At 69.3% G+C, this 22,951-nt stretch carries 19 protein-coding genes; 13 read left to right on the top strand and 6 right to left on the bottom strand.

What is annotated here, in order from left to right; translation table 11 throughout:
• Positions 1-7: 7 nt before the first annotated feature.
• From ACZ4UU_RS03765 to ACZ4UU_RS03755, 3 genes are all read right to left on the bottom strand, one after another.
• On the bottom strand, positions 8-877 hold the full coding sequence (locus ACZ4UU_RS03765) for a DUF4429 domain-containing protein (protein ID WP_468036418.1): 870 nt from the start codon (positions 875-877) through the stop codon (positions 8-10).
• A 57-nt stretch (positions 878-934) separates the two neighbouring features.
• Complete coding sequence (locus ACZ4UU_RS03760; RefSeq protein ID WP_468036272.1) at positions 935-2,152, bottom strand: alpha/beta hydrolase; 1,218 nt, start codon at positions 2,150-2,152, stop codon at positions 935-937.
• A 93-nt stretch (positions 2,153-2,245) separates the two neighbouring features.
• Positions 2,246-2,872 (bottom strand): TetR family transcriptional regulator, encoded by a 627-nt coding sequence (locus ACZ4UU_RS03755; RefSeq protein WP_468036271.1) that lies wholly within the window; start codon positions 2,870-2,872, stop codon positions 2,246-2,248.
• A gap of 66 nt (positions 2,873-2,938) precedes the next feature.
• Here ACZ4UU_RS03755 and ACZ4UU_RS03750 point away from each other — a divergent pair, with 66 nt between their 5' ends.
• Positions 2,939-4,558 carry an MFS transporter gene (locus ACZ4UU_RS03750; RefSeq protein WP_468036270.1) on the top strand — a complete coding sequence of 540 codons (1,620 nt, stop codon included), beginning with the start codon at positions 2,939-2,941 and terminating at the stop codon, positions 4,556-4,558.
• A 213-nt stretch (positions 4,559-4,771) separates the two neighbouring features.
• Complete coding sequence (locus ACZ4UU_RS03745; protein ID WP_468036417.1) at positions 4,772-5,077, top strand: small hydrophobic protein; 306 nt, start codon at positions 4,772-4,774, stop codon at positions 5,075-5,077.
• Positions 5,078-5,257: 180 nt separating this feature from the next.
• Here ACZ4UU_RS03745 and aceE read toward each other — a convergent pair whose 3' ends face one another.
• Positions 5,258-8,005, bottom strand: a complete 2,748-nt coding sequence (gene aceE / locus ACZ4UU_RS03740) for a pyruvate dehydrogenase (acetyl-transferring), homodimeric type (protein WP_468036269.1) — start codon at positions 8,003-8,005, stop codon at positions 5,258-5,260.
• Positions 8,006-8,368: 363 nt separating this feature from the next.
• On the opposite strand from aceE, the gene ACZ4UU_RS03735 reads away from it, so the two are divergent.
• From ACZ4UU_RS03735 to ACZ4UU_RS03710, 6 genes are all read left to right on the top strand, one after another.
• The gene (locus tag ACZ4UU_RS03735; protein WP_190068584.1) at positions 8,369-8,803 is read left to right on the top strand and encodes a DUF3052 domain-containing protein; all 435 of its coding nucleotides are present in this window, start codon (positions 8,369-8,371) and stop codon (positions 8,801-8,803) included.
• A 256-nt stretch (positions 8,804-9,059) separates the two neighbouring features.
• On the top strand, positions 9,060-9,518 hold the full coding sequence (locus ACZ4UU_RS03730; RefSeq protein ID WP_468036268.1) for a peroxiredoxin: 459 nt from the start codon (positions 9,060-9,062) through the stop codon (positions 9,516-9,518).
• A 113-nt stretch (positions 9,519-9,631) separates the two neighbouring features.
• Positions 9,632-10,207, top strand: a complete 576-nt coding sequence (locus tag ACZ4UU_RS03725; protein ID WP_345010743.1) for a calcium homeostasis/redox stress adaptation protein — start codon at positions 9,632-9,634, stop codon at positions 10,205-10,207.
• A 226-nt stretch (positions 10,208-10,433) separates the two neighbouring features.
• Positions 10,434-11,009 (top strand): TerD family protein, encoded by a 576-nt coding sequence (locus ACZ4UU_RS03720; RefSeq protein ID WP_468036267.1) that lies wholly within the window; start codon positions 10,434-10,436, stop codon positions 11,007-11,009.
• A 127-nt stretch (positions 11,010-11,136) separates the two neighbouring features.
• On the top strand, positions 11,137-12,285 hold the full coding sequence (locus ACZ4UU_RS03715; RefSeq protein ID WP_468036266.1) for a DUF475 domain-containing protein: 1,149 nt from the start codon (positions 11,137-11,139) through the stop codon (positions 12,283-12,285).
• Between the two features lie 103 nt (positions 12,286-12,388).
• Positions 12,389-13,126: a TerD family protein gene (locus tag ACZ4UU_RS03710; RefSeq protein ID WP_468036265.1), complete on the top strand. Its 738-nt coding sequence runs from the start codon at positions 12,389-12,391 to the stop codon at positions 13,124-13,126.
• Between the two features lie 110 nt (positions 13,127-13,236).
• Here ACZ4UU_RS03710 and ACZ4UU_RS03705 read toward each other — a convergent pair whose 3' ends face one another.
• Entirely contained in the window at positions 13,237-14,034 is a 798-nt protein-coding gene (locus ACZ4UU_RS03705) for a TerD family protein (RefSeq protein ID WP_468036264.1), read from the bottom strand.
• Between the two features lie 188 nt (positions 14,035-14,222).
• Between ACZ4UU_RS03705 and ACZ4UU_RS03700 the strand changes: the two genes are divergently transcribed.
• Genes ACZ4UU_RS03700 through ACZ4UU_RS03690 form a run of 3 tightly spaced genes read left to right on the top strand, consistent with a single transcriptional unit; the run spans position 14,223 to position 18,850 of the window.
• Entirely contained in the window at positions 14,223-15,392 is a 1,170-nt protein-coding gene (locus ACZ4UU_RS03700) for an HpcH/HpaI aldolase/citrate lyase family protein (protein ID WP_468036263.1), read from the top strand.
• Between the two features lie 36 nt (positions 15,393-15,428).
• Positions 15,429-18,032, top strand: a complete 2,604-nt coding sequence (locus ACZ4UU_RS03695; protein ID WP_468036262.1) for a phosphoribosyltransferase — start codon at positions 15,429-15,431, stop codon at positions 18,030-18,032.
• Complete coding sequence (locus ACZ4UU_RS03690) at positions 18,032-18,850, top strand: HAD family hydrolase (RefSeq protein WP_468036261.1); 819 nt, start codon at positions 18,032-18,034, stop codon at positions 18,848-18,850. The genes ACZ4UU_RS03695 and ACZ4UU_RS03690 overlap by 1 nt, the downstream gene beginning before the upstream one ends.
• 64 nt (positions 18,851-18,914) lie before the next feature.
• Here the strand turns inward: ACZ4UU_RS03690 and ACZ4UU_RS03685 are convergent, their stop codons facing one another.
• On the bottom strand, positions 18,915-19,133 hold the full coding sequence (locus ACZ4UU_RS03685; RefSeq protein WP_079056472.1) for an FmdB family zinc ribbon protein: 219 nt from the start codon (positions 19,131-19,133) through the stop codon (positions 18,915-18,917).
• A gap of 251 nt (positions 19,134-19,384) precedes the next feature.
• On the opposite strand from ACZ4UU_RS03685, the gene ACZ4UU_RS03680 reads away from it, so the two are divergent.
• Positions 19,385-21,502, top strand: coding sequence for a transglycosylase domain-containing protein (locus ACZ4UU_RS03680; RefSeq protein ID WP_468036260.1), 2,118 nt, complete (start codon positions 19,385-19,387; stop codon positions 21,500-21,502).
• Between the two features lie 52 nt (positions 21,503-21,554).
• Positions 21,555-22,865: a polysaccharide deacetylase family protein gene (locus tag ACZ4UU_RS03675; protein ID WP_468036259.1), complete on the top strand. Its 1,311-nt coding sequence runs from the start codon at positions 21,555-21,557 to the stop codon at positions 22,863-22,865.
• Positions 22,866-22,951: the final 86 nt, after the last annotated feature.

The raw sequence follows: 22,951 nt of genomic DNA, 5'->3' as shown, positions 1-22,951 counted from the left end.
CTCCGCCCTAAAGCTCCGCCAGCAACTCGGCCTTCTTGACGGAGAACTCCTCATCCGTCACCAACCCCGCCTGATGCAACTCCCCGAGGTGCCGGATCCGCTCGGCGATATCCGCAGGGTCCCGGCGCGGCACCCCCGCCGCCGGGACGGCTGCGGTCACCCCCGTGGAGCGAACCGCCGACAGCACCGCCGCGGCGAACGGCAACGACTCGTGCACCGGCCCGTACCCCAGCCCGAACACCACCGCCGCCGGATCGTGATCGACCTGCTCGGGCACGGGCCGCCCGTCGACGCCGTCCCGTCGGACCAACCGCAGGTACCCCTCGAAGACTTCGGGCGACCGCCACTCGACGCCGCTCAACTCGCCGACGGAGAAGCTCTGGTCCCCCGCCTTCCACTTCGCCGAGGACGCCCCGGTCCAGAACCAGCGGAACCGCACCGTCTGCCCGTCGAAGGACGCCTTCCCGTCGTACGCCTTGAACTGCAACGGCACCTCGGGCGCCCCCACGAGGAACTCCTCGGCCGGCCCCGACTCCTTCAGCTCCGCCCGCAGCTCGTCGGCGTAGTACTCGGCCAGCGTCTCGCGCTCGGCCGGCAGCACCAGCCGATACGGATCGCCGCCCTCCTTCAGCTGCCCTGCCGCCGCCTCCAGCAACGGATCGGCGCCGGGCCGCAGCTCAAGGCGCAGCACCACCGTTCCGCGCTTTCCCGGCGTCAGCGTCACCGCGCCGATCGCCTCAAGAGGCACTCGGCGTTCCCCCAGTGCCTGGAACAGCTTGGGTGTTCGAATGCCCCGTTCGTAACGGATGAGCACGGAGTCGGACTCGAACTCCCAGGCGGCATGAAATCCGGCCAGTACGTCACCCATGCGGCTCATCGTATGCGGCACGTGCTCCTCCGTCGCCACCCCGCGCACACCGCAATTCCTGCGCCTCTACGCGCGTCCGGCCGACGCCGTGTCGGACAAACCCGCCCGACAGGCCTCGGCATCGTCTGCGCACCGCACCGAGCGGTACGCGCCAACCCCGATCTCGGCGAAGTTCGCCACGCTGTCCGTGCCCGGCTCGAAGTAGCCGCCGTGTCCCTTGGCCTCTCGCGCCGACAGCACCCGGGCACCGAACACCGACGACACCGGGTCCTCCCCGTGTCCCAGCCCGCCGACCTCGAGATACGGCACGTCCTGCACCCAGTCGTCGGCGTCCCGCATCGCCCACACATGCGCGGACGTGCGCAGATGGGAGGCCTTCGAGACCCGCATGCCGGGGCTGCCGGCCACCGCTATGTCGGCCACCCGTCCCGGCAGCGAGGGCGCGGCGATCCCGCACACCACCGAGCCGTAGCTGTGGCAGAAGAGGGAGACCGGCGAGGCGCCGGGCAGGGCCCGCACCAGTGCCTCCAGCCGCACGGCCCCGCCCGCGGCCCGCATCGCCGTCGCCGAATCGATGCCGAGCCCGCTCGGCGCCGTGTAGTCGGCCCAGGCGATCACGGCCGTACGCGTCGACGGGCTGGCCGCGCGCTCGGCGGCGTACAGGGACTGGGCCATGCCGACCGGCGCGGAGTACTTCCGGCTGGTGCGCTGGAAGGTGAGCAGGTCGGTGTCGACACCGGGGACGACGACCGAGATCCGCTCGGCCCGGCTCAGGTCACCGAACACCTCGGCGGCCCGCCCCGAGCCCTCGGGGTCGAAGGCGAGGATGTTCCGGTCCGTCCGCATCATCGACTCGAAGCGATGCATACGGCGGCCCGCCTCGCGCTGCCCGTCGGGCGTGAGCTTCTTGTCGTGCATGCGTTTGCGCTCGACCTCGCGCGCCTCGTGGAGGGCGAGGCGGTTGGCGCGGTAGCGCAGGTCGACCGGAGCGCCGTTCATGTTGCCGACCGCCAGCGGATAGCGGCGTACGAGATCCGTGCGCTGGATATCTGTGAGCGACGCGAAGAAGCGGGCGAGCCGCGCGGGGGAGGATGTCGCGGCCGGCAGTCGATGTCCGGCGACGCTGCCGTCCTCCCAGGCGCTGAGCGAGGCCTGGAGCGGAGAGGCGGTCCGGTGGTGGCGCAGGGCGGTCCAGCCGGTGGTCGCCAACATCACGAACACCACGGCCAGTGCGAGCAGAGCGCGCCAGACGTTCAGTTGCGGGGACGTGTCGAAGGAAGTCACTGGGAGGACACACTAGGAGAACGGGAGGGTCTCGCGTTAACCAAGTGATGGGTATCACGTTTCGATCAAGGTGGTGGCAACACGCCGGTGACCTCAGCGTGTTCGCCAGCTCTCGCTGAGTGCCGGGCCGATCTGTTCGAGATATGAGACGGTCAGTGCCCGCATGGCGTCGAGGCTGAAGTCCTCACCGACACTCCACTGACGCTCCGTCAGCCGCATCACGCCGCCGAAGACGGCCACCGCCAGCCGTGGCCGCGGATCCGTGTCCATGTCGACCCCCTCGCGCTCGGCGAGGATGGCCGCGATCGCCTCCTCGACCTCGACCGAGCGGCGCAGATGGGCGGCGAGCAGGGCGGGCGTCGACTCGACCACCCGGCACATGCGCAGATACAGCTCGACCGGCGCGATGGCCTCGATCGCGTCGTTGAGCGTGTCCCAGCCCTCCACCACCGCCTGCCGCAGCGCCTCCATCGGTGCCTCCTGCGGCGGGCGCTCGCGCACCGACCGGAGGAAGTGCGCGACCGTCACCTCCATCAGGGCGAGGGCCGCCTCTTCCTTGCCGGCGAAGTAACGGAAGAACGTGCGCTGCGACACATCGACGGCCTCCGCGATGTCATCGACCGTGGTGCGCTCGTACCCCTCGGTGGTGAAGAGCTCCAGCGCGGTACGCAGCAGCGCTTCCCGGGTGCGCTGCTTCTTGCGTTCGCGCAGTGTTTCCATATGTGTCAGTTACCGACTTGTGAATCGGTTTGTCAATTGTCAGTGGCTGTCATTAGCCTCGAACGTATGACTAGTCAGACCACCATCAAGACGACGGGGCCGGGGGACCGGGCGCCGGCAGCCCCGCCGGATGCGACGCCGGCCAAGGGGCTGCGCGGCCACCCTTGGTTCACCCTCATCACCGTCGCGGTCGGGGTCATGATGGTGGCCCTCGACGGCACCATCGTGGCCATCGCCAACCCGGCCATCCAGAAGGACCTGAGCGCGTCCTTCGCCGAGGTGCAGTGGATCACCAACGGCTACTTCCTCGCCCTCGCGGTCTCCCTGATCACCGCGGGCAAGCTCGGTGACCGGTTCGGCCACCGCCAGACGTTCCTCATCGGCGTCGTCGGCTTCGCCGCCGCCTCCGGCGCGATCGGCCTGTCCAGCAGCATCGCCTCGGTCGTCGTCTTCCGTGTCTTCCAGGGCCTGTTCGGCGCGCTGCTGATGCCGGCCGCGCTCGGCCTGCTGCGGGCGACCTTCCCGGCCGAGAAGCTCAACATGGCCATCGGTATCTGGGGCATGGTCATCGGCGCCTCCACCGCCGGCGGCCCGATCCTCGGTGGCGTCCTCGTCGAGCACGTCAACTGGCAGTCGGTGTTCTTCATCAACGTGCCGGTCGGCATCCTCGCCGTCGTCCTCGGTGTGCTGATCCTGCTCGACCACCGCGCCGAGAACGCCCCGCGCTCCTTCGACATCCTGGGCATCGGCCTGTTGTCGGCCGCGATGTTCTGCCTGGTCTGGGCACTCATCAAGGCCCCGGAGTGGGGCTGGGGCGACGGCAAGACGTTGCTGTTCATAGCCGGGTCGGTGGTGGGCTTCGCGCTCTTCGCCCTCTGGGAGACAAAGGTCAGGGAACCCCTCATCCCGCTCGCCCTCTTCCGCTCGATCCCGCTCTCCGCGGGTGTCGTGCTGATGGTCCTGATGGCCATCGCGTTCATGGGCGGCCTGTTCTTCGTGACGTTCTACCTCCAGAACGTCCACGGCATGAGCCCGATCGACGCCGGTCTGCACCTGCTCCCCCTCACCGGCATGATGATCGTCGGCTCCCCGCTCGCGGGCGCGATGATCACCAAGCTCGGCCCGCGGGTCCCGCTGGCGGGCGGCATGGCGCTCACCGCCATCGCCATGTACGGCATGTCCACGCTTCAGACGGACACCGGCAGCGGCGTGATGTCGATCTGGTTCGCCCTGCTCGGCCTCGGCCTTGCGCCGGTCATGGTCGGCGCCACGGAGGTCATCGTCGGCAACGCGCCGATGGAGCTGTCCGGCGTGGCCGGCGGCCTCCAGCAGGCCGCGATGCAGATCGGCGGCAGCCTCGGTACGGCAGTCCTGGGCGCCGTCATGGCCTCCAAGGTCGACAGCGACCTCGCCGGCAACTGGACCTCCGCGGGTCTGCCGCCGCTGACCGCCGCTCAGGAGGCCCAGGCGTCCGAGGCGGTCCAGGTCGGCGTACCGCCGCTGGCCCCGGGTACTCCGGACGCCGTCGCCGCGAAGATCACGGACGTGGCGCACGACACGTTCATCTCGGGCATGAGCCTGGCGTCCCTGGTCGCCACGGGCGTGGCGGTCGTCGCGGTCTTCGTGGCCTTCCTCACCAAGCGGGGGGAGAACGCTGAGGCGGGCGCGGGGGCCGCGCACATCTGACGCGAACGGGGGGATGGGACAGGGCAGTTCCCCTATCAGGGTGACAACCCCGAAGATCCCTCCCGTACGGCATGCGCCGCAGGTCACAGTGGGTCAAGCCAGGGCCTGCGGCGCGCTGCCGGAGGGGGTCAGCGCGCCGCGGCCCGGACACGCAGGCATGAGAAGCGCACCGTGGGTACTCGCCAAGTCGAACGCCGAATCAGGGAGTTGACGATGGCGGGCTTCGGACACGGTACGCGCAGGCACCCTCGCTCACGTGGCCGGACGTGGTCACGGACCGGGCCGGATCGCGCGACCCTGGGCATCGTCGGAGCCGTCTGCGCGGTCGCCGGATTCTTCGTACTGGGCATCATCCTCGGCCCGGTGGCGATCGTCTGCGGCTGGCTGGCCATGAACCGAACCTGGTCAGGAGCCCGCCCCGTCCCGGCGTTGATCGCCGTCGTCCTGGGCGCGATCGACACCCTGCTGGCGATCGTCTGGCTGGCGGGTGTGGCAACCCCGGGCAACGGTATGTACTAGCGCCTGGGAACACCCAGCGGGCGATGTGAACGGCCACCACACCGCGTCACCCGGCGTCCTGATGTTCCCGTTCAGCGAGTCCCGCTCCGCCCCTGACACCCCGCGGGTGTGAAGGGGCGGAGCGCCCGCAGGTCACCCACGGGCGCACCACCCCATCGAGCGGTTGACGGACGCCGGAGGCTACGCGTCGCCGCCCGCCGCACCCGGGTCCGCGGCCGACGCGTCGAGCAGCTGGTACCGGTCGATCGCCTGCTTCAGCACGGACCGGTCCACCTTCCCTTCCTTCGCCAGCTCGGTCAGCACCGCCACCACGATCGACTGCGCGTCGATGTGGAAGAAGCGGCGCGCCGCCCCACGGGTGTCGGCGAAGCCGAAGCCGTCGGCCCCCAGTGACTGGTACGTCCCCGGCACCCACCGCGCGATCTGGTCCGGCACCGACCGCATCCAGTCGGAAACGGCCACGAACGGACCCTCGGCCCCGCTCAGCTTCCGCGTCACCCACGGCACCCGCTGCTCCTCCTCCGGGTGCAGCAGATTGTGCTCCTCGCACTCCACGGCCTCACGCCGCAGCTCGTTCCACGAGGTCGCCGACCACACGTCGGCCTTCACGTTCCACTCCTCGGCGAGGATCCGCTGCGCCTCGACCGCCCAGGGGACGGCCACGCCGGACGCCATGATCTGCGCCGGGATCGACCCGGAGGCACCCTCGCTCAGCCGGTACACGCCCTTGAGAATGCCCTCGACGTCGACGTTCTCCGGCTCGGCCGGGTGCTGGATCGGCTCGTTGTAGACGGTGAGGTAGTAGAAGACGTCCTCGCCGTGCGGGTGCTCCTCGGAACCCCCGTACATCCGCCGCAGGCCGTCCTGCACGATGTGCGCGATCTCGTACGAGTACGCCGGGTCGTAGGCGACGCAGCCCGGGTTGGTCGAGGCGAGCAGCTGCGAGTGGCCGTCCGCGTGCTGGAGGCCCTCACCGGTCAGCGTCGTACGGCCGGCGGTCGCGCCCAGCACGAAACCGCGCGCCAGCTGGTCGGCCATCTGCCAGAACTGGTCGCCGGTGCGCTGGAAACCGAACATCGAGTAGAAGACGTAGACCGGGATCAGCGGCTCGCCGTGCGTGGCGTACGCCGAACCCGCCGCGATCAGCGAGGCGGTGCAGCCCGCCTCCGAGATGCCGTCGTGCAGCATCTGGCCCTGCGGCGACTCCTTGTACGCCAGCAGCAGCTCGCGGTCGACCGACTCGTACTGCTGGCCGAGCGGGTTGTAGATCTTCGCACTCGGGAAGAACGAGTCCATGCCGAACGTGCGGTACTCGTCCGGCGCGATCAGCACGAACCGCTTGCCGATCTCCTTGTCCCGCATGAGGTCCTTGAGGAGCCGCACAAAGGCCATGGTCGTCGCGATCGACTGGTTACCGGAGCCCTTCTTCACGGTCGCGTACGTCTTGTCCGCCGGCAGCGCCAGCGGCTTCGAGCGCACGACACGCGTCGGGACGTAACCGCCGAGCCCCTTGCGGCGGTCGTGCATGTACTGGATCTCCTCGGAGTCGCGCCCCGGGTGGTAGTACGGCGGGACCCCGCTCTCCAGGTCCTTGTCGGCGATCGGCAGGTGCAGCCGGTCGCGGAAGCGCTTGAGGTCGTCGACCGTCAGCTTCTTCATCTGGTGCGTGGCGTTGCGGCCCTCGAAGTTGGGACCCAGCGTCCAGCCCTTGATCGTCTTGGCGAGGATCACCGTCGGCTGGCCCTTGTGCGCCTTGGCCGCCGAGAACGCCGCGAAGACCTTCCGGTGGTCGTGACCGCCGCGGCCCAGGTGCAGGATCTGGTCGTCGGTCATGCCCTCGACCATGGCGCGCAGCCGCTGGTCGTCGCCGAAGAAGTGGTCGCGGATGTAGGCGCCGGTCTCGGTGGCGTACGTCTGGAACTGGCCGTCCGGCGTGGTGTTCATCCGGTTGACCAGGACGCCGTCGCGGTCCTGCGCGAGCAGCGGGTCCCAGGTGCGGTCCCAGATCAGCTTGATGACGTTCCAGCCGGCGCCGCGGAAGATCGACTCCAGCTCCTGGATGACCTTGCCGTTGCCCCGCACCGGGCCGTCGAGGCGCTGCAGGTTGCAGTTGACCACGAAGGTGAGGTTGTCCAGGCCCTCGCGCGCGGCGATGGACAGCTGGCCGAGCGACTCGGGCTCGTCCATCTCGCCGTCGCCCAGGAACGCCCACACATGCGACTTGGAGGTGTCCGCGATGTCGCGCGCCTCCATGTAGCGGTTCATCCGGGCCTGGTAGATCGCGCCGATCGGGCCGAGGCCCATCGACACCGTCGGGAACTCCCAGAAGTCCGGCATCGACCGGGGGTGCGGGTAACTCGACAGGCCGTACCGCGCCTTCGACTTCTCCTGGCGGAACGCGTCCAGGTTCTGCTCGCTGAGGCGGTCCAGCAGGAAGGCGCGGGCGTAGATGCCCGGCGAGGCGTGACCCTGGAAGAAGACCTGGTCGCCGCCGTCGCCCTCGTCCTTGCCCCGGAAGAAGTGGTTGAAGCCCACGTCGTAGAGCGAGGCGGAGGACGCGAAGGTGGCGATGTGACCGCCGACGCCGATGCCGGGACGCTGCGCCCTGGACACCATCACCGCGGCGTTCCACCGGGTCGCGTTGAGGATCTTGCGCTCGATCTCCTCGTTGCCCGGGAAGAACGGCTCGTCCTTGGTGGCGATCGTGTTGACGTAGTCCGTGCTGCGCATCTCGGGCACGGCGACACGCTTCTCGCGGGCCCGTTCGATCAGCCGCAGCATCAGATAGCGGGCCCGCTCCCGGCCGCGCTCGTCCACGGCGGCGTCGAGGGAGTCGAGCCACTCCTGGGTTTCCTCGGGATCGAAGTCAGGAACCTGACTCGGAAGGCCGCCAATGATGATCGGGTTGCGATCGGATCCGGAAGCCACGCTGGTCCTTACCTGTCAGAGGGCTGTGTTTCGGGGGTTTCTGGGCGTCTGCACCGCTCCCCATCGTGTACCTCGGGGGGCCAAACGTCATCTCTACTGTGAGGTAACCGTTTCCTGGGCAACGGTGGAGCCGTAACGGATGGTTCCCAAACGCACAAAGGGGGCAGATTGGTGTGGTGCGCGTCACCCTGAGACGATGAGGGCGTGCCTGGAGTTGCGGTGACACGTTCACGATCGTCACCGTTTCGGCGGTCTGAACGGCCGGGTACTTGCGCGATCCGCCCCGCCCGTGTGGACTACGGCCAATGCTTCGCGCACGCGCGTGGCTGAGTTATTTCCCAAGACATGATCAGGAGGCAACCCGTGAGCGCGACCGCGGACCACGCGGAGGAGCGGACCCTTGCCGAGAGGCTGGGGTTCCAGCCCGAGCAGGTGGTCCAGGAGATCGGCTACGACGACGACGTAGACCAGGAACTCCGCGAGGCCATTGAGTCAGTCACCGGCACAGAACTCGTGGACGAGGACTACGACGACGTTGCCGATGCCGCGGTGCTGTGGTTCCGCGACGAGGACGGCGACCTGACGGATGCGCTGGTGGACGCCACCACGTACATCGAAGAGGGCGGCGCGATCCTGTTGCTGACGCCGAAGACCGGCCGTGACGGCTACGTGGAGCCGAGCGACATCTCTGAAGCCGCGACCACGGCGGGTCTGTCGGCGTCCAAGAGTGTCAGCGTCGGCAAGGACTGGAGCGGCAGTCGGCTGGTGACGCCCAAGGCCGCGAAGTCCAAGAAGTAGCGGTTCGAAAGTGGCCGTCGGCTGAGAGGCCGCCGTCCGCTGGGGTGGCCGTCCCTGGGGGCCGCGCCCCCAGACCCCCGTATCGGCCCTGAACGGGCCTCGTCCTCAAACGCCGGACGGGCTGAGTGTGCCGGGCCGGGCTGAGAAGCCCGGCCCGGCATTTCGCGTCCCGCACCCCGGCTGCCGCACGGCCCCCGGTGATCGCTGCGTAGGGTGGGTTCCACCCGAACAGACCCACGAAGGGACATCCACGACGATGGCGATCCAGGTCGGCGACAAGGCCCCCGACTTCGAGCTCAAGGACAACCACGGCGCGACCGTGAAGCTCTCCGACTTCCGCGGTTCCAAGAACGTCGTCCTGCTCTTCTACCCCTTCGCCTTCACCGGCGTGTGCACCGGCGAGCTGTGCGAGGTGCGCGACAACCTGCCGCAGTTCTCCGACCGCGACACCCAGGTGCTCGCCGTCTCCAACGACTCCATCCACACCCTGCGCGTCTTCGCCGAGCAGGAGGGCCTGGAGTACCCGCTGCTCAGCGACTTCTGGCCGCACGGCGAGGTCAGCCGCGCCTACGGCGTCTTCGCCGAGGACAAGGGCTGCGCGGTGCGCGGCACCTTCGTCATCGACAAGGAGGGCGTCGTCCGCTGGACGGTCGCCAACGCCCTGCCGGACGCGCGCGACCTGAACGAGTACGTCAAGGCGCTCGACACCCTCTGATTCTTCGGTACCAAGGCATGCGAGCCACGGGAACCCGTTACTAGGATCGACTCGTTGATCCGATATCAAACGTACGGCGGGGCTCCCCGCCCCTGGAAACCAATGGAGGACTCGTGGGAGTCAGCCTCAGCAAGGGCGGCAACGTATCACTGAGCAAGGAGGCCCCGGGCCTCACTGCGGTCATCGTCGGTCTGGGGTGGGACATCCGCACCACGACCGGCACCGACTTCGACCTGGACGCCAGCGCGCTGCTGCTGAACCCGGAAGGCAAGGTCGGCAGCGACGCGAACTTCGTCTTCTTCAACAACCTCAAGAGCGCCGACGGCTCGGTCGAGCACACCGGCGACAACCTCACCGGTGAGGGCGAGGGCGACGACGAGCAGATCAAGATCAACCTCGCGGGCGTCCCGGCCGACGTGGAGAAGATCGTCTTCCCGGTCTCGATCTACGACGCCGAGAACCGCCAGCAGTCCTTCGGCCAGGTGCGCAACGCGTTCATCCGCGTCGTCAACCAGGCCGGCGGCGCCGAGATCGCGCGCTACGACCTCTCGGAGGACGCGTCCACCGAGACCGCGATGGTCTTCGGCGAGCTGTACCGGCACGGCGCGGAGTGGAAGTTCCGCGCCATCGGCCAGGGCTACGCGTCGGGTCTGCGCGGCATCGCGCAGGACTTCGGTGTGAACGTCTGAGTTCGATCCGAGGGGTGACCGTCCAGGACACCACTGGCTGAGTCCGGCGCCGCATTCGTTTGGGTGCGGCGCCGGATGCGCAGGACAACCAAAGAAGCAACACAGGGCCTGTCTTTCGGATCAGCCCGACTCCGATCGGCGTCGCCTGGCAAGCGCAGGTGAGCGTGCCAGACCCCGCGGCCCCGGGCTGAGCCGAAAGACAGGCCCTAAAGGGGAGGACCAGCACATGGGCGTCACGCTCGCCAAGGGAGGAAACGTCTCCCTGTCCAAGGCCGCACCGAACCTCACCCAGGTGGTGATCGGGCTCGGCTGGGACGCGCGCTCCACCACCGGAGCCCCCTTCGACCTCGACGCCAGCGCCCTGATGTGCAACGGCGGACGCGTCCTGGGCGATGAGTGGTTCGTCTTCTACAACCAGCTCAAGAGCCCGGACGGCTCGGTGGAGCACACCGGGGACAACCTCACCGGTGAGGGCGATGGCGACGACGAGTCGCTCCTGATCGACCTCTCCAAGGTGCCGGCCCACTGCGACAAGATCGTCTTCCCGGTCTCGATCCATATGGCCGACGAGCGCGGCCAGACCTTCGGCCAGGTCAGCAACGCCTTCATCCGCGTGGTGAACCAGGCCGACGGCCAGGAACTCGCCCGCTACGACCTGAGCGAGGACGCCTCCACCGAGACCGCCATGATCTTCGGCGAGGTCTACCGCTACCAGGGGGAATGGAAGTTCCGCGCGGTCGGGCAGGGCTACGCGTCGGGCCTGCGGGGCATCGCACTCGACTTCGGAGTCAACGTCTCATAACGCGATATGAGCAAAAGCCGGGCCGGGGTAGGGGTGCGAAGAGGTGCCGAACTAGACTTCGGCTTCAAAAGTTCGTAAAGCCGAGTGCGGCGCGGGGGAGCCCCGTACACACAGGATTGGGTAGCCAGTGGTTCTGAAAACCTTCGGTTGGTCGTTCGCGGTCACCGCGCTCGGCCTGGTTGCAGCGGTCCTCTTCGGGGGGTGGACCGCCCTCGGTATCGTGGCGATCCTCTCCGTCCTCGAGATCTCGCTGTCCTTCGACAACGCGGTGGTCAACGCCGGAATCCTGAAGAAGATGAATGCCTTCTGGCAGAAGATCTTCCTCACCATCGGCATCCTGATCGCCGTCTTCGGCATGCGCCTGGTCTTCCCGGTCGTCATCGTCGCCATCAGCGCCCAGCTCGGGCCGATCGAGGCCGTCGACCTCGCCCTCAGCGACAAGGACCAGTACCAGCAGCTCGTCACCGACGCCCACCCGGCCATCGCCGCGTTCGGTGGCATGTTCCTGCTGATGATCTTCCTGGACTTCATCTTCGAGGACCGGGACATCAAGTGGCTGGGCTGGCTGGAGCGCCCGCTGGCCAAGCTCGGCAAGATCGACATGCTGACCGTCTGTATCGCCCTGATCGTGCTCCTCATCAGCGCGATGACCTTCGCGACCAACGCCCACCAGCACGGCGGCGCACACGTCGACAAGGCGGAGACGGTTCTGCTCTCCGGTATCGGCGGCCTCATCACCTACCTGATCGTGGGCGGTCTCTCCGGCTTCTTCGAGGACAAGCTCGAAGAGGAGGAGGAGCGCGAGCACGAGGCCGAGGAAGAGGCCGAGCGCTCCGGCAAGCCCCGCACCGCCGTCGCCATGGCCGGCAAGGCCGCGTTCTTCATGTTCCTCTACCTGGAGGTCCTGGACGCGTCCTTCTCCTTCGACGGCGTGATCGGCGCCTTCGCCATCACCAACGACATCGTCCTGATGGCCCTGGGTCTCGGTATCGGCGCGATGTACGTCCGTTCGCTGACCGTGTACCTGGTCCGCGAGGGCACCCTCGACGACTACGTCTACCTGGAGCACGGCGCGCACTACGCCATCGGCGCCCTCGCCGGGATCCTCCTGGTCACCATCCAGTACGAGATCAACGAGTTCATCACCGGCTCCATCGGCGTCATCCTGATCGGCTGGTCCTTCTGGTCCTCGGTGCGCCGCAACCGCGCGCTGGCGGCAGCGGAGGGAAAAGCTGAGGCCTCGGACGAGAAGACTGAGGTCTCGTCCGGGGTGTGACATCCCTGCGGGGGAGGAACGCTCTGAGCGGGGCGGCCGGGCGTCCGGCCGCCCCGCCGGGTTTTCCAGTGAACGCAGGTCTTTCGTGGGACATGGGGGCGGCATGGGCTTCTTGGACGGACTCTGGCGGGGCCGGGCGGCCGAGTTCGACTCGGGCAGCGCGTCATCGAACTCGATCGAACTGACGAAGCGGCACGACCGGGTCTCGCTCACCAAGCAGGGGGCGGCGACCGGTCATCTCCGGGTCAACCTGGCGTGGCGTATGCGGACGTCGGACATCGGGGGCTCGCAGCGGGAGAGCCTGCTGCGGCACCCCTTGAAGGCGCTCAGGCCGCCAGAGGTGCTGGGGCACAGCCAGAGCATGGTCAACGTGGACCTCGACCTCGGCTGCCTGTACGAGCTGGCCGATGGGACGAAGGGGGTCGTCCAGCCCCTGGGCGGGTTGCTGGGGGACGTCAACGCGCCGCCGTATGTGAAGCTCAGCGGGGACGACCGGTTCGGGTCGGCGTCCGGGGAGACCATGTACGTCAACCTTGATCACCGGGAGGAGATCAAGCGGCTGCTGGTCTTTGTGTACATCTACGACCAGACGCCGGCGTTCGACCGTACGCACGCGATCGTCACGCTGTATCCGAGCAACGGGCCCCGGATCGAGATCGGCCTCGACGAGCGGCATCCGCAGGCTCGGTCCTGTGCGGTGGTGATGATCGAGAACGTGAAGGGCGAGATCTGGGTTCGGCGTGAGGTGAAGTTCGTGTACGGGTTTCAGGCCGAGCTGGATCGGTTGTTCGGGTGGGGGCTGCAGTGGGGGCGCGGATACAAGACCAAGGCGGAGCGCTGACGCCGGGTCTCGGCCGATTCGCCTGAGAGCTCGGGTCGTCCGGTGCGATGGCGGTCGCGGGCCTGTTGTGGCTTGTCGCGCAGTTTCCCGCGCCCCTTACGGCGTTGCAGCTATCGTCCGATGAACTGTGGCCCTTGGGGTGGCAGCTGGAAGCCCTCGTGCTGGTGGGGGGCCGCCACCGGGGGCGGGTAGCCGTAGCCCGACTGGGAGGTCGGCTGGGGGTAGCCGTAGGCCGGCTGGGTCGGTGGGGGCTGTTGGGGGTAGCCGTAGGACGGCTGGGGTGGGACCACGGTCGTGGGCTGCTCGGGTGGGAGGGGCTGGGAGACCTCCGGCGCGGGAGCCGGGGCGGGCTCGTCCATCGCCTCGGACTCGTCCACCGAGATGCCGTAGTCCGTGGCCAGGCCCTTGAGGCCGTCCGAGTAGCCCTCGCCCAGCGCGCGGAACTTCCAGCCCTCGCCGCGCCGGTACAGCTCGCCGCAGATCAGGGCCGTCTCCTGGCCCGTCTCCGGCTTGATGTCGAAGTACGCCAGCGGATCGCCGTCGGCGGCCGCGGCGTCGTACAGCACGATGCGCAGATCCCGTACGCGGTCGAAGGCGACGCCGTCCGCCGAAGCGACCAGCAGAATCTGACCGACGCCGGACTCGACACCGGCCAGATCTGTCTGGATCGTGTCGGTGAGGCCCTCGGCGCCCCGCTTCTTGCCGAGTCGCCAGACCTTCCCGGAGGGGTGCCGGGGCTGGTTGTAGAAGACGAAGTCCTCGTCGGAGCGCACACGACCGTCGGGGCCGAGGAGGAGTGCCGAGGCGTCGACATCCGGGACCCCCTGCCCGGGCGTCCAGCGCAGCACGGCGCGTACCGTCGTGGCTTCGAGCGGGACGTTCGACCCCTTCAACATCGCGTGCGTCATACGGTCATCCTGCCCTCTCCGTCCTGGTCACGACAACGCGGGGGTGCGACGGACCGTGCGCGCCTGTGTTCGTCCGCGTTACCAGAAATTCATGCCCTGCGGGAACCCCTGACATGGGTATCTACGTACTATTACCGGCCACCTGTGAACCAGTCGCAGGGGCCACTGAGTCACCACGGGGGAGCTTTATGCGTCATTTCGGGCACATCGCCCCGGAGGTGCGCCAGCGCCTCTTCCACCAGGAGCCGTGCGAGTTCTCCGCCGACTCCCCGGCCCGGCTGCTCTCCGCGGCCCTGGGCGCCACGCTCTACAGCCCGGCCACCCGGCCGCGGCTCGCCGACGACATCGTCAAACAGACCGGACGCGGCGTGGTCTCGATGGTGCTGTGCCTGGAGGACTCCATCGGCGACGAGGACGTGGCGGAGGGCGAGGAGAACCTCGTCCGGCAGTTCACCGACCTCGCGGGACGCCAGGGCGCCGTGGCGCCGCCGCTGCTCTTCGTGCGGGTCCGCACCCCCGAGCAGATCCCCGACCTCGTACGGCGGCTCGGCCCCGCCGTACGGCTGCTGTCCGGATTCGTGCTGCCCAAGTTCACCGAAGAGCGCGGCATGCCCTTCCTGGAGGCCCTCGCGAGCGCCGAGGCGCAGAGCGGGCGGCGGCTGTTCGCCATGCCCGTGCTGGAGTCGCCGGAGCTGATGTACCGGGAGTCACGCGTGGAGACCCTGGAGGGCGTCTCCCGCGCGGTCGACAAGTACCGCGAGCGGGTGCTGGCGCTGCGCCTCGGGGTCACCGACTTCTGCTCGTCGTACGGCCTGCGGCGGGCCCCGGACATGACGGCGTACGACGTCCAGATCGTCGCCTCCGTGATCGCCGACGTGGTGAACATGCTGGGCAGGGCCGACGGCACCGGGTTCACGGTGACCGGGCCGGTGTGGGAGTACTTCCGGGTGCAGGAACGTATGTTCAAGCCCCAGCTGCGCCGCAGCCCCTTCCTTGAGGGCCAGGCCGAGGAACTGCGCGAGGCCCTCATCGAGCACTCCATGGACGGACTGCTGCGCGAGATCACCATGGACCACGCCAACGGCCTCCTCGGCAAGACCTGCATCCACCCCTCCCATGTGCTGCCCGTGCACGCGCTGTCCGTGGTCAGTCACGAGGAGTTCAGCGACGCCCAGGACATCCTGCGGCCGGAGCGCTGCGGTGGGGGTGTACTGAGGTCGCAGTACACGAACAAGATGAATGAGGTGAAGCCGCACCGCGCCTGGGCCGAGCGGACCCTGCTGAGGGCCGAGGTCTTCGGTGTGGCCAACGAGGACATCGGCTTCGTGGAGCTGCTCGCCGCCGGGATTCCGGCCTGACGGCCGGCCTTCATCTCCGATATTTCCAAGGGACGCATGAACAACGCAGTGAACAACGGGGTCTGGTCCGGGAGCTGGGTCGCCGAGCGGCTCGGAGTCCAGCTCGTGGGCGACGACGAGCTCGAGCAGATGCTGGGGCTGGCCCTGCGGCGCAATCCCAAGCGGGCGCATCTGCTGGTGTCCAACGTGCTCGGCAAGCATGTGCCGCAGTCGCCGTCCGTGGTGTACGGGGCCGGGTTCGCCCTCGGGCGCCGGGTGCGGGAGCTCTTGGGCGCGGAGGAGGCTGCCAGGGCGGTCGTCCTCGGTTACGCGGAGACCGCGACCGGGCTAGGACACGCCGTCGCCGACGGGGTGGGCTCCGCCCCGTACCTGCATTCCACGCGCCGCCCGGTCACCGGGGTCGCCCGCGCGGGCGGCTTCGAGGAGTCCCACTCGCACGCCACGTCCCATCTGCTGCTGCCGGAGGATCCTGCCCTGCTGGCGGGGGACGGGCCGCTGGTTCTGGTCGACGACGAGTTCTCCACCGGGAACACGGTGCTGAACACCATCCGGGATCTGCACGAGCGGTATCCGCGGCGGCGGTACGTCGTGGTCGCTCTGGTGGACATGCGGTCGGCGGCCGACGCCGGGCGACTGGAGGACTTCGCCCACGAGATCGACGCCCGCGTGGACCTGGTCGCGGCGGCTTCTGGAACCGTACGGCTGCCGGAGGGGGTGTTGGAGAAGGGGCAGGCGTTGGTGGCGTGGTTCGAGGCCGAGAGTGCCGTGGAGGGTTCGTCGTCGAGTGCGGGCGCGTCGGGGCCGGTCGCGCAGTTCCCCGCGCCCCCAAACGGCGGCGTTGCCGTTGGAGCCGACCAGAAGGGCAACCCCCCAGGGGCGTGGGGAACTGCGCGACCAGCCCCCACCGAGCCGCACCCGGCAGACGAGCGCACCCACCCCCACCCCACCCGCATAGACCTGCACTGGCCCCCCGGCCTCCCCGACGGCGGCCGTCACGGCTTCACCCCCGCCCACCGAACCCGGCTCGAAGCCGCCCTCCCCGCCATGGCCGCCCGACTGGCAGAGGCACTCCCCGCCGACGCACGCCGCGTCCTCGTCCTCGGCTTCGAGGAGCTGATGTACGCCCCCCTGCGCATCGCCCGCGAGCTGGAGCGGAGCGCCGACGTGGAGGTCCGCTACTCGACCACCACCCGCTCACCCGTCCTCGCGGTCGACGACCCGGGGTACGCGATACGGACCCGCCTGACCTTCCCGGCCCACGACGACCCGGCCGACGGCCCCGGCGAGCGCTACGCCTACAACGTCGCGGGCGCCGGCTTCGACGCCGTCATAGCCGTGGTCGACTCGGTCGCCGACACCCCCGAACTGCACGCCCCCGAGGGCCTGTTGGGGCAGCTCGCCGCGCACACCCCGCACGTCCTGCTCGCGGTCGTACCGTCCTACGTCCCCGGACCACCCCCTGCCAGTCCCGAAAGGCCCCCGATGCTGCCCGAGCCCCTCCGCGGCCCCGCCTTCTCCTCGTACGACCCCGAAGAGGTCGGCTGGCTGCTCCAGGACCTCTCGGACGTGACGCTGGAGGCGCCGACCGAGGAGCGCGAGGAGGCCATCCAGAGCGGGGGCGCGCACTACGCCGAGTCGCTGCCGGTGGAGTACCAGCCGAGCGAGCAGTACCAGGCGCTGTTCCACGCGGCGCTGGAGGAGACGGCGGCGCGACTGGCACAGGCGGCCGCTGCCGTCACCGAGCTCGTCCTCGCCGAGCGGTCACCGCGCCCGGTGCTCGTCTCCCTCGCCCGCGCCGGTACCCCCGTCGGCATCCTCATGCGCCGCTGGGCCCAGTTCCGGCACGGCCTCGAACTGCCCCACTACGCCGTGTCGATCGTGCGCGGCCGCGGCATCGACGCCAACGCCCTGCGCTGGCTGGCCGCCCACCACGACCCGCGTGACGTCGTCTTCGTCGACGGCTGGACCGGCAAGGGTGCCATCACCCGCGAACTGGCCGAGGCGATACGGGAGTTCGAGACCTCCGACGGCATCACCGGCTTCGACCCGGAGATCGCCGTACTGGCCGACCCGGGCTCGTGCGTGCGGACGTACGGCACCCGCGACGACTACCTCATCCCGTCCGCGTGCCTCAACTCGACCGTCTCCGGCCTGATCTCGCGCACCGTCCTGCGCGCCGACCTGGTCGGCCCGCACGACTACCACGGCGCGAAGTTCTACCGCGAACTCGCCGACGCGGACGTCTCCGTGGCCTTCCTGGACGCCGTCTCCGCCCGCTTCCCGGAGGTCGTGGACGCCGTCGAGGCGACCGCCAAGGAGCTGCTGTCCGGCGACCGCGCGCCGACCTGGGAGGGCTGGGCCGCCGTCGAGCGCATCAGCGAGGAGTACGGCATCCACGACGTGAACCTCGTCAAGCCGGGCGTCGGCGAGACCACGCGGGTGCTGCTGCGCCGGGTGCCCTGGAAGATCCTGGCGCGGGCCGGTGCCGGCGCCGACCTGGACCATGTCCGACTGCTGGCCGAACAGAGAGGGGTACCGGTGGAAGAGGTGGCGGAACTGCCGTACACCTGCGTGGGGTTGATCCACCCCAAGTACACGCGGGGCGCGACGGGTGCCGACGGCAAGGCGGTGAACCTCTGATGCCGGTGCTGGTGGCGAGCGATCTCGACCGTACGCTCATCTACTCCGCCGCGGCCCTCGCGCTGACCATGCCGGACGCGCGGGCGCCCAGGCTGCTCTGCGTGGAGGTGCACGAGGCCCGGCCCCTGTCGTACATGACGGAGACGGCGGCCCAGCTCCTGACCGACCTCGGTGACACGGCGGTCTTCGTGCCGACGACGACCCGGACCCGCAAGCAGTACCAGCGCATCAACCTGCCGGGCCCCGCGCCGAAGTACGCGATCTGCGCCAACGGCGGCCATCTGCTCGTGGACGGCGTCACCGACCCCGACTGGCACGCCCAGGTCCAGTCCCGCCTGGCCGAACAGTGCGCGCCCCTCGCGGAGATCCAGGACCATCTGATGGCCACGGCGTCCCCGGCATGGGTGCGCAAGCACCGCATCGCCGAGGACCTCTTCGCCTACCTCGTCGTCGAGCGCGAGCTGCTGCCCGAGGAGTGGGTGAAGGAGCTCGCGGTATGGGCGGAGAACCGCGGCTGGACGGTCTCCTTGCAGGGCCGCAAGATCTACGCCGTCCCCAAGCCCCTCACCAAGAGCGCCGCAGTGCACGAGGTGGCCCGGAGGACGGGCGCGGACCTGACTCTGGCGGCCGGCGACTCCTTGCTGGACGCCGACCTGCTACTGGCCGCGGACAAGGGCTGGCGCCCGGGCCACGGCGAGCTGGCCGACGCCGACTGGACCGCCCCGGCGATCAGCGCACTGCCGGAGCGGGGCGTTCTGGCGGGCGAGCGCATCCTGCGGGAGTTCCTGAAGGCAACCCGCACGAGAGCGCCCCGCTAGGGGCGCGGGGAACCGCGCGACCAGCCCCCACACACACCCGCAGCCAAAAACGCACCCGATCTACCTAGCCACAACACCCGCCACCGCAACACCCGCCGCCCCCGCCGCCCGCCTTGGGCACCGCGGGGGCGGACGCCGTCCCGCCCACAGCCACCGTCGACAGAAGCTTCACCGTGTCTTCATGCCCCGCAGGGCACGCGGCGGGCGCGGAGGACTCCGCCATCGGACGGCTCAGTTCAAACGTGTCACCGCAGCTGCGGCACCGGTACTCATAGCGAGGCATGCCCAAAGACTAATCGGCCTGACCGGTTACCCACCCCTCTGCGACTGTTTGTGCTCGGGCCTGTCCGATACCAGTGTGGAGAAATTGAAAAGAGCACTGATAGTTTTCGATCGCCGCGAGGAGCCGTAAGGCCGGGGGAACAGGGGGCGCGCTGCCGTTGACCGCGGCGGCCATGCCCTTCCTCGCGGGCACGACCGAATGCGGGGAGGGGCGCAGCCGTGACCAGGGCTGGGCAGGAGCCGGACGAGACCATGCAGTTGAAGGTCCCCGCGCTCCCGCCGGACGAGACCGTGCAATTACGGACGGTCGATGCGGAGTTATCCCGCACAGGCGACCGCGACACAGCGGAGTCCCGCACCCCGGGGCACCGCCGGAAGGCCACACGGCTCCCGGCCCTGTCCCGCCTCAGGACGGCCGCCGCCCCGTGGGCGGCGCACCTGAGCCGCCTGCGGCCCCACTACCCGCGCCCCGGCCGCACCGGCTGGCGCCGCTGGATGCCCTCCTGGCGGCAGTGGCTCGGTGTCGCGCTGACCTTCCTCGGCCTGACCACCGCGGCCCTGACGGTGGCGTACGCCGCCACGGACATCCCGGAGAACCTCAACTCGTACGCGACCCAGCAGGACAACGTCTACTTCTGGTCCGACGGGACGCCCATGGCCCGCACCGGCTGGGTGCGGCGGCAGGACATGCCGCTGAAGGACATACCCGACGACGTCCGCTGGGCGGTGCTCGCCGCGGAGAACGCCAGCTTCTACTCCGACCCCGGCATCTCCCTCAGCGGCGTCACCCGCGCCGTGTGGCGCACCTTCGGCGAGGGCGACACCCAGGGCGGCTCCACGATCACCCAGCAGTACGTCAAGAACGTCTACCTCAACCAGGACCGCTCGGTGGGCCGCAAGTTCACCGAGGCCATGCTCGCCCTCAAGCTCGACAACCGGATGAGCAAGGACGACATCCTGGAGGGCTACCTCAACACCAGCTGGTTCGGCCGCGGCACCTACGGCATGCAGCGCGCCGCCCAGGCCTACTACGGCAAGGAGGTCGGGGAGCTGAACGTCAGCGAGGCCGCGTTCCTCGCCTCCCTCCTCAAGGGCGCCGCCCTCTACGACCCCGCGCTGAGCGGGGCCAACCACGCGCGGGCGGTGGAGCGCTGGTCCTGGATCCTCGACCGCATGGTCGACATCGGCAGGCTGTCGCCGGCCGAGCGGGCGAAGTACCGGACGTTCCCCGAGCCGCTGAAGCAGACGCAGGGCTACGACACCGGCACGCAGAGCGACTACCTGGTGGAGCTGGCCGCGCAGTACGCCAAGAAGGCCGCGCACCTGACGGACCAGCAGTTCGACCTCGGCGGCTACCAGATCTACACGACCTTCGACCGCGAACGGGAGACCGCGCTCACCGACGCCGTGACCAGGGCCCGCAAGCAGGCGCGCGAGGATCACCCGGCGACGGCGAAGACCGCGCACTACGGTGCCGCCTCGGTGGCCGCCGACGGACGGATCCTCGCGGTCCACGGCGGCCCCGACCACCGTACGCAGGGCTACAACGAGTCCAACGCGACCACCGTGCCCGCCGGTTCGGCCTTCCTGCCCTTCGTCTACGCCTCCGCCCTCGACAACGGCGTCCGCAAGACCCGCGACGGCGCCGCGACCGAGGTGACACCGCAGACGCTGTACGACGGCGACGACGGGATCCCGGTCATGACGCCCGAGGGGCCCTACTGGGACCGCGGCGGCAAACAGGTCAGGGCTCGCAACGACGGCGGGGAGGACCACGGACGGATCAGTCTGCACAAGGCGCTCGCCCTGTCGGTGAACACCCCGTTCATGCAGCTCGGCATGGACACCGGCCTGGACAAGGTGCGCCGGACCGCCGAGGCGGCCGGTCTGCTCGGCTCCAGCTTCGGGCCGCAGGTGCCGGCGCTGTCCCTGGGCAGTGCCACGCCCAGCGCGATCCGGATGGCGAGCGGATACGCCACGTTCGCCGCCGCGGGCAGGCATGTCGAGCCGTACTCGGTGGCCCGGATCACGCGCAACGGCTCCAAGGTGCGGCTGGCCGGGCCGGCCTCCCGGCGTGCGGTGCCGGCGAAGGTGGCCGAGCAGGTCCAGTCCGCCCTGCGGGACTCCTTCGCCCTCGCCCATCCGGCCACCGCCGCCTCCGCCCCGCGCGTCAGCGGCAAGACCGGCACCACCCAGGACGACACCGCGGCCTGGTACGTCGGCACCGCCGCCTCGGTGTCGACGGCCGTCGTGGCCTACCGCATCGATCTCGCCAAGAGCCTCGAACCCCTGCCGCTGAAGGGCGTCGCCGGCACACCCGACGACAGCGTCCCGTACGGCATCTGGGCCGGCGCCCTGGGTCTCGACTGACCCGGCGACCCGCCACCGCACGCCCCCACCCCCCTCGCAGAATGGCCCGCCCATGTCGTCGAAACCCGGCCGCCGCCGAGCCCACGCAAGCCATCGCCGGGCACGCGCATCCGAGCATTCCGTCCGTCTGGGAGCGCTGGCGGTGGCTGTCCTCCTCTTCGCCTTGGTGGTCCCCGTGGCCTACACGAGCCTGACCGGCTCGGACCGCACCACACCGATCGCGTCCGCCGGCGACCGGGGCGGCTCAGTCACGGAGGAACCGCCCGCAAGGCCCTCCGAGAGGCCCGAGTGGGACGGGAGGACGAAGGTGCTCGGCGACGGCTCGACCTCGTACACCGGGCCGCAGAAGGGCACGTTGAAGCCGAAGCGGCTCAAACCCGGTGAGAAGCCGCCCCAGTTCGTCGTCTTCTCCTGGGACGGTGCCCTGGCGGGCGACGACCAGCTCTTCGCGCACTACCGGGAGCTGGCCGAGAAGTACGACGCCCACATGACGTTCTTCCTCACCGGCATCTACCTGCTGCCCAAGGGCAAGGCGAAGCTCTACGCCCCGCCGCAGCACGACAAGGGGGCCGCGGCCATCAGCTACCCCACCGACGCGCACATCCGCACCACGCTGGAACAGCTCGGCAAGGCGTGGAAGGAGGGGCACGAGATCGGCACCCACTTCAACGGCCACTTCTGCGGTATCCGCGGCGGCGGCCACTGGAGCGTCGACGAGTGGAAGAGCGAGATCGACCAGTTCTACGCCTTCGTGGAGAAGTGGAAGACCAACACCGGCTACACCGACCTCGCCCCACTGCCGTTCGACATCCGCGAGGAGGTCACCGGCGGCCGGGCGCCCTGTCTGGAGGGCCAGGGGAACCTGCTGAAGGCCGCCAAGAGCTACGGCTGGCGCTACGACGCCAGCTCCACCGGCGACTTCCAGATATGGCCCACGAAGAAGAACGGCATCTGGGACTTCCCGCTCCAGATGCTCCCGTACGAGGGCGGCGACTTCCAGGGCCTGTCCATGGACTTCAACTTCCTCTACAACCAGTCCGACGGCGAGACCGACGGCGACCCGGCCCGGCACGCCGAGTGGCAGCAGGAGACGCTCGACACGTACATGGCCGGCTTCAACCGGGTCTACTACGGCAGCCGGGCGCCGCTGTTCGTCGGCAACCACTTCGAGGAGTGGAACGGCGGCATCTACATGAAGGCCGTCGACCAGGTCATCAAGAACGTCTGCACCAAGAAGGACGTCAAGTGCGTGTCCTTCAGGGAGCTCGCCGACTGGATGGACGCACAGAAGCCGGAGACCCTGCGGCGGCTGCGCGGTCTGGACCCGGCGCAGTCGCCGGACTGGTCGACGGTCGTGAAGTAGCCGGACGAGGACTCGGTGCGCGTTCAACCACCCCCGAGTGTGGGGGAGTTGGGGAGATGGTGTAAAGATTCCTCACCCGGGTTCGA

The sequence above is a fragment of the Streptomyces sp. NPDC028907 genome, assembly GCF_055564995.1.
The sequence above is the reverse complement of the archived record's forward strand: the minus strand, read 5'-3'. Positions and strand labels throughout refer to the sequence as shown.

Coding starts and splice junctions, on each gene's coding strand:
- ACZ4UU_RS03765 (WP_468036418.1), bottom strand. CDS start 877: ATGAGCCGCATGGGTGACGTACTGGCCGGATTTCATGCCGCCTGGGAG.
- ACZ4UU_RS03755 (WP_468036271.1), bottom strand. CDS start 2,872: ATGGAAACACTGCGCGAACGCAAGAAGCAGCGCACCCGGGAAGCGCTG.
- ACZ4UU_RS03750 (WP_468036270.1), top strand. CDS start 2,939: ATGACTAGTCAGACCACCATCAAGACGACGGGGCCGGGGGACCGGGCG.
- ACZ4UU_RS03745 (WP_468036417.1), top strand. CDS start 4,772: ATGGCGGGCTTCGGACACGGTACGCGCAGGCACCCTCGCTCACGTGGC.
- ACZ4UU_RS03730 (WP_468036268.1), top strand. CDS start 9,060: ATGGCGATCCAGGTCGGCGACAAGGCCCCCGACTTCGAGCTCAAGGAC.
- ACZ4UU_RS03720 (WP_468036267.1), top strand. CDS start 10,434: ATGGGCGTCACGCTCGCCAAGGGAGGAAACGTCTCCCTGTCCAAGGCC.
- ACZ4UU_RS03710 (WP_468036265.1), top strand. CDS start 12,389: ATGGGCTTCTTGGACGGACTCTGGCGGGGCCGGGCGGCCGAGTTCGAC.
- ACZ4UU_RS03705 (WP_468036264.1), bottom strand. CDS start 14,034: ATGACGCACGCGATGTTGAAGGGGTCGAACGTCCCGCTCGAAGCCACG.
- ACZ4UU_RS03700 (WP_468036263.1), top strand. CDS start 14,223: ATGCGTCATTTCGGGCACATCGCCCCGGAGGTGCGCCAGCGCCTCTTC.
- ACZ4UU_RS03695 (WP_468036262.1), top strand. CDS start 15,429: ATGAACAACGCAGTGAACAACGGGGTCTGGTCCGGGAGCTGGGTCGCC.
- ACZ4UU_RS03690 (WP_468036261.1), top strand. CDS start 18,032: ATGCCGGTGCTGGTGGCGAGCGATCTCGACCGTACGCTCATCTACTCC.
- ACZ4UU_RS03685 (WP_079056472.1), bottom strand. CDS start 19,133: ATGCCTCGCTATGAGTACCGGTGCCGCAGCTGCGGTGACACGTTTGAA.
- ACZ4UU_RS03680 (WP_468036260.1), top strand. CDS start 19,385: ATGCAGTTGAAGGTCCCCGCGCTCCCGCCGGACGAGACCGTGCAATTA.
- ACZ4UU_RS03675 (WP_468036259.1), top strand. CDS start 21,555: ATGTCGTCGAAACCCGGCCGCCGCCGAGCCCACGCAAGCCATCGCCGG.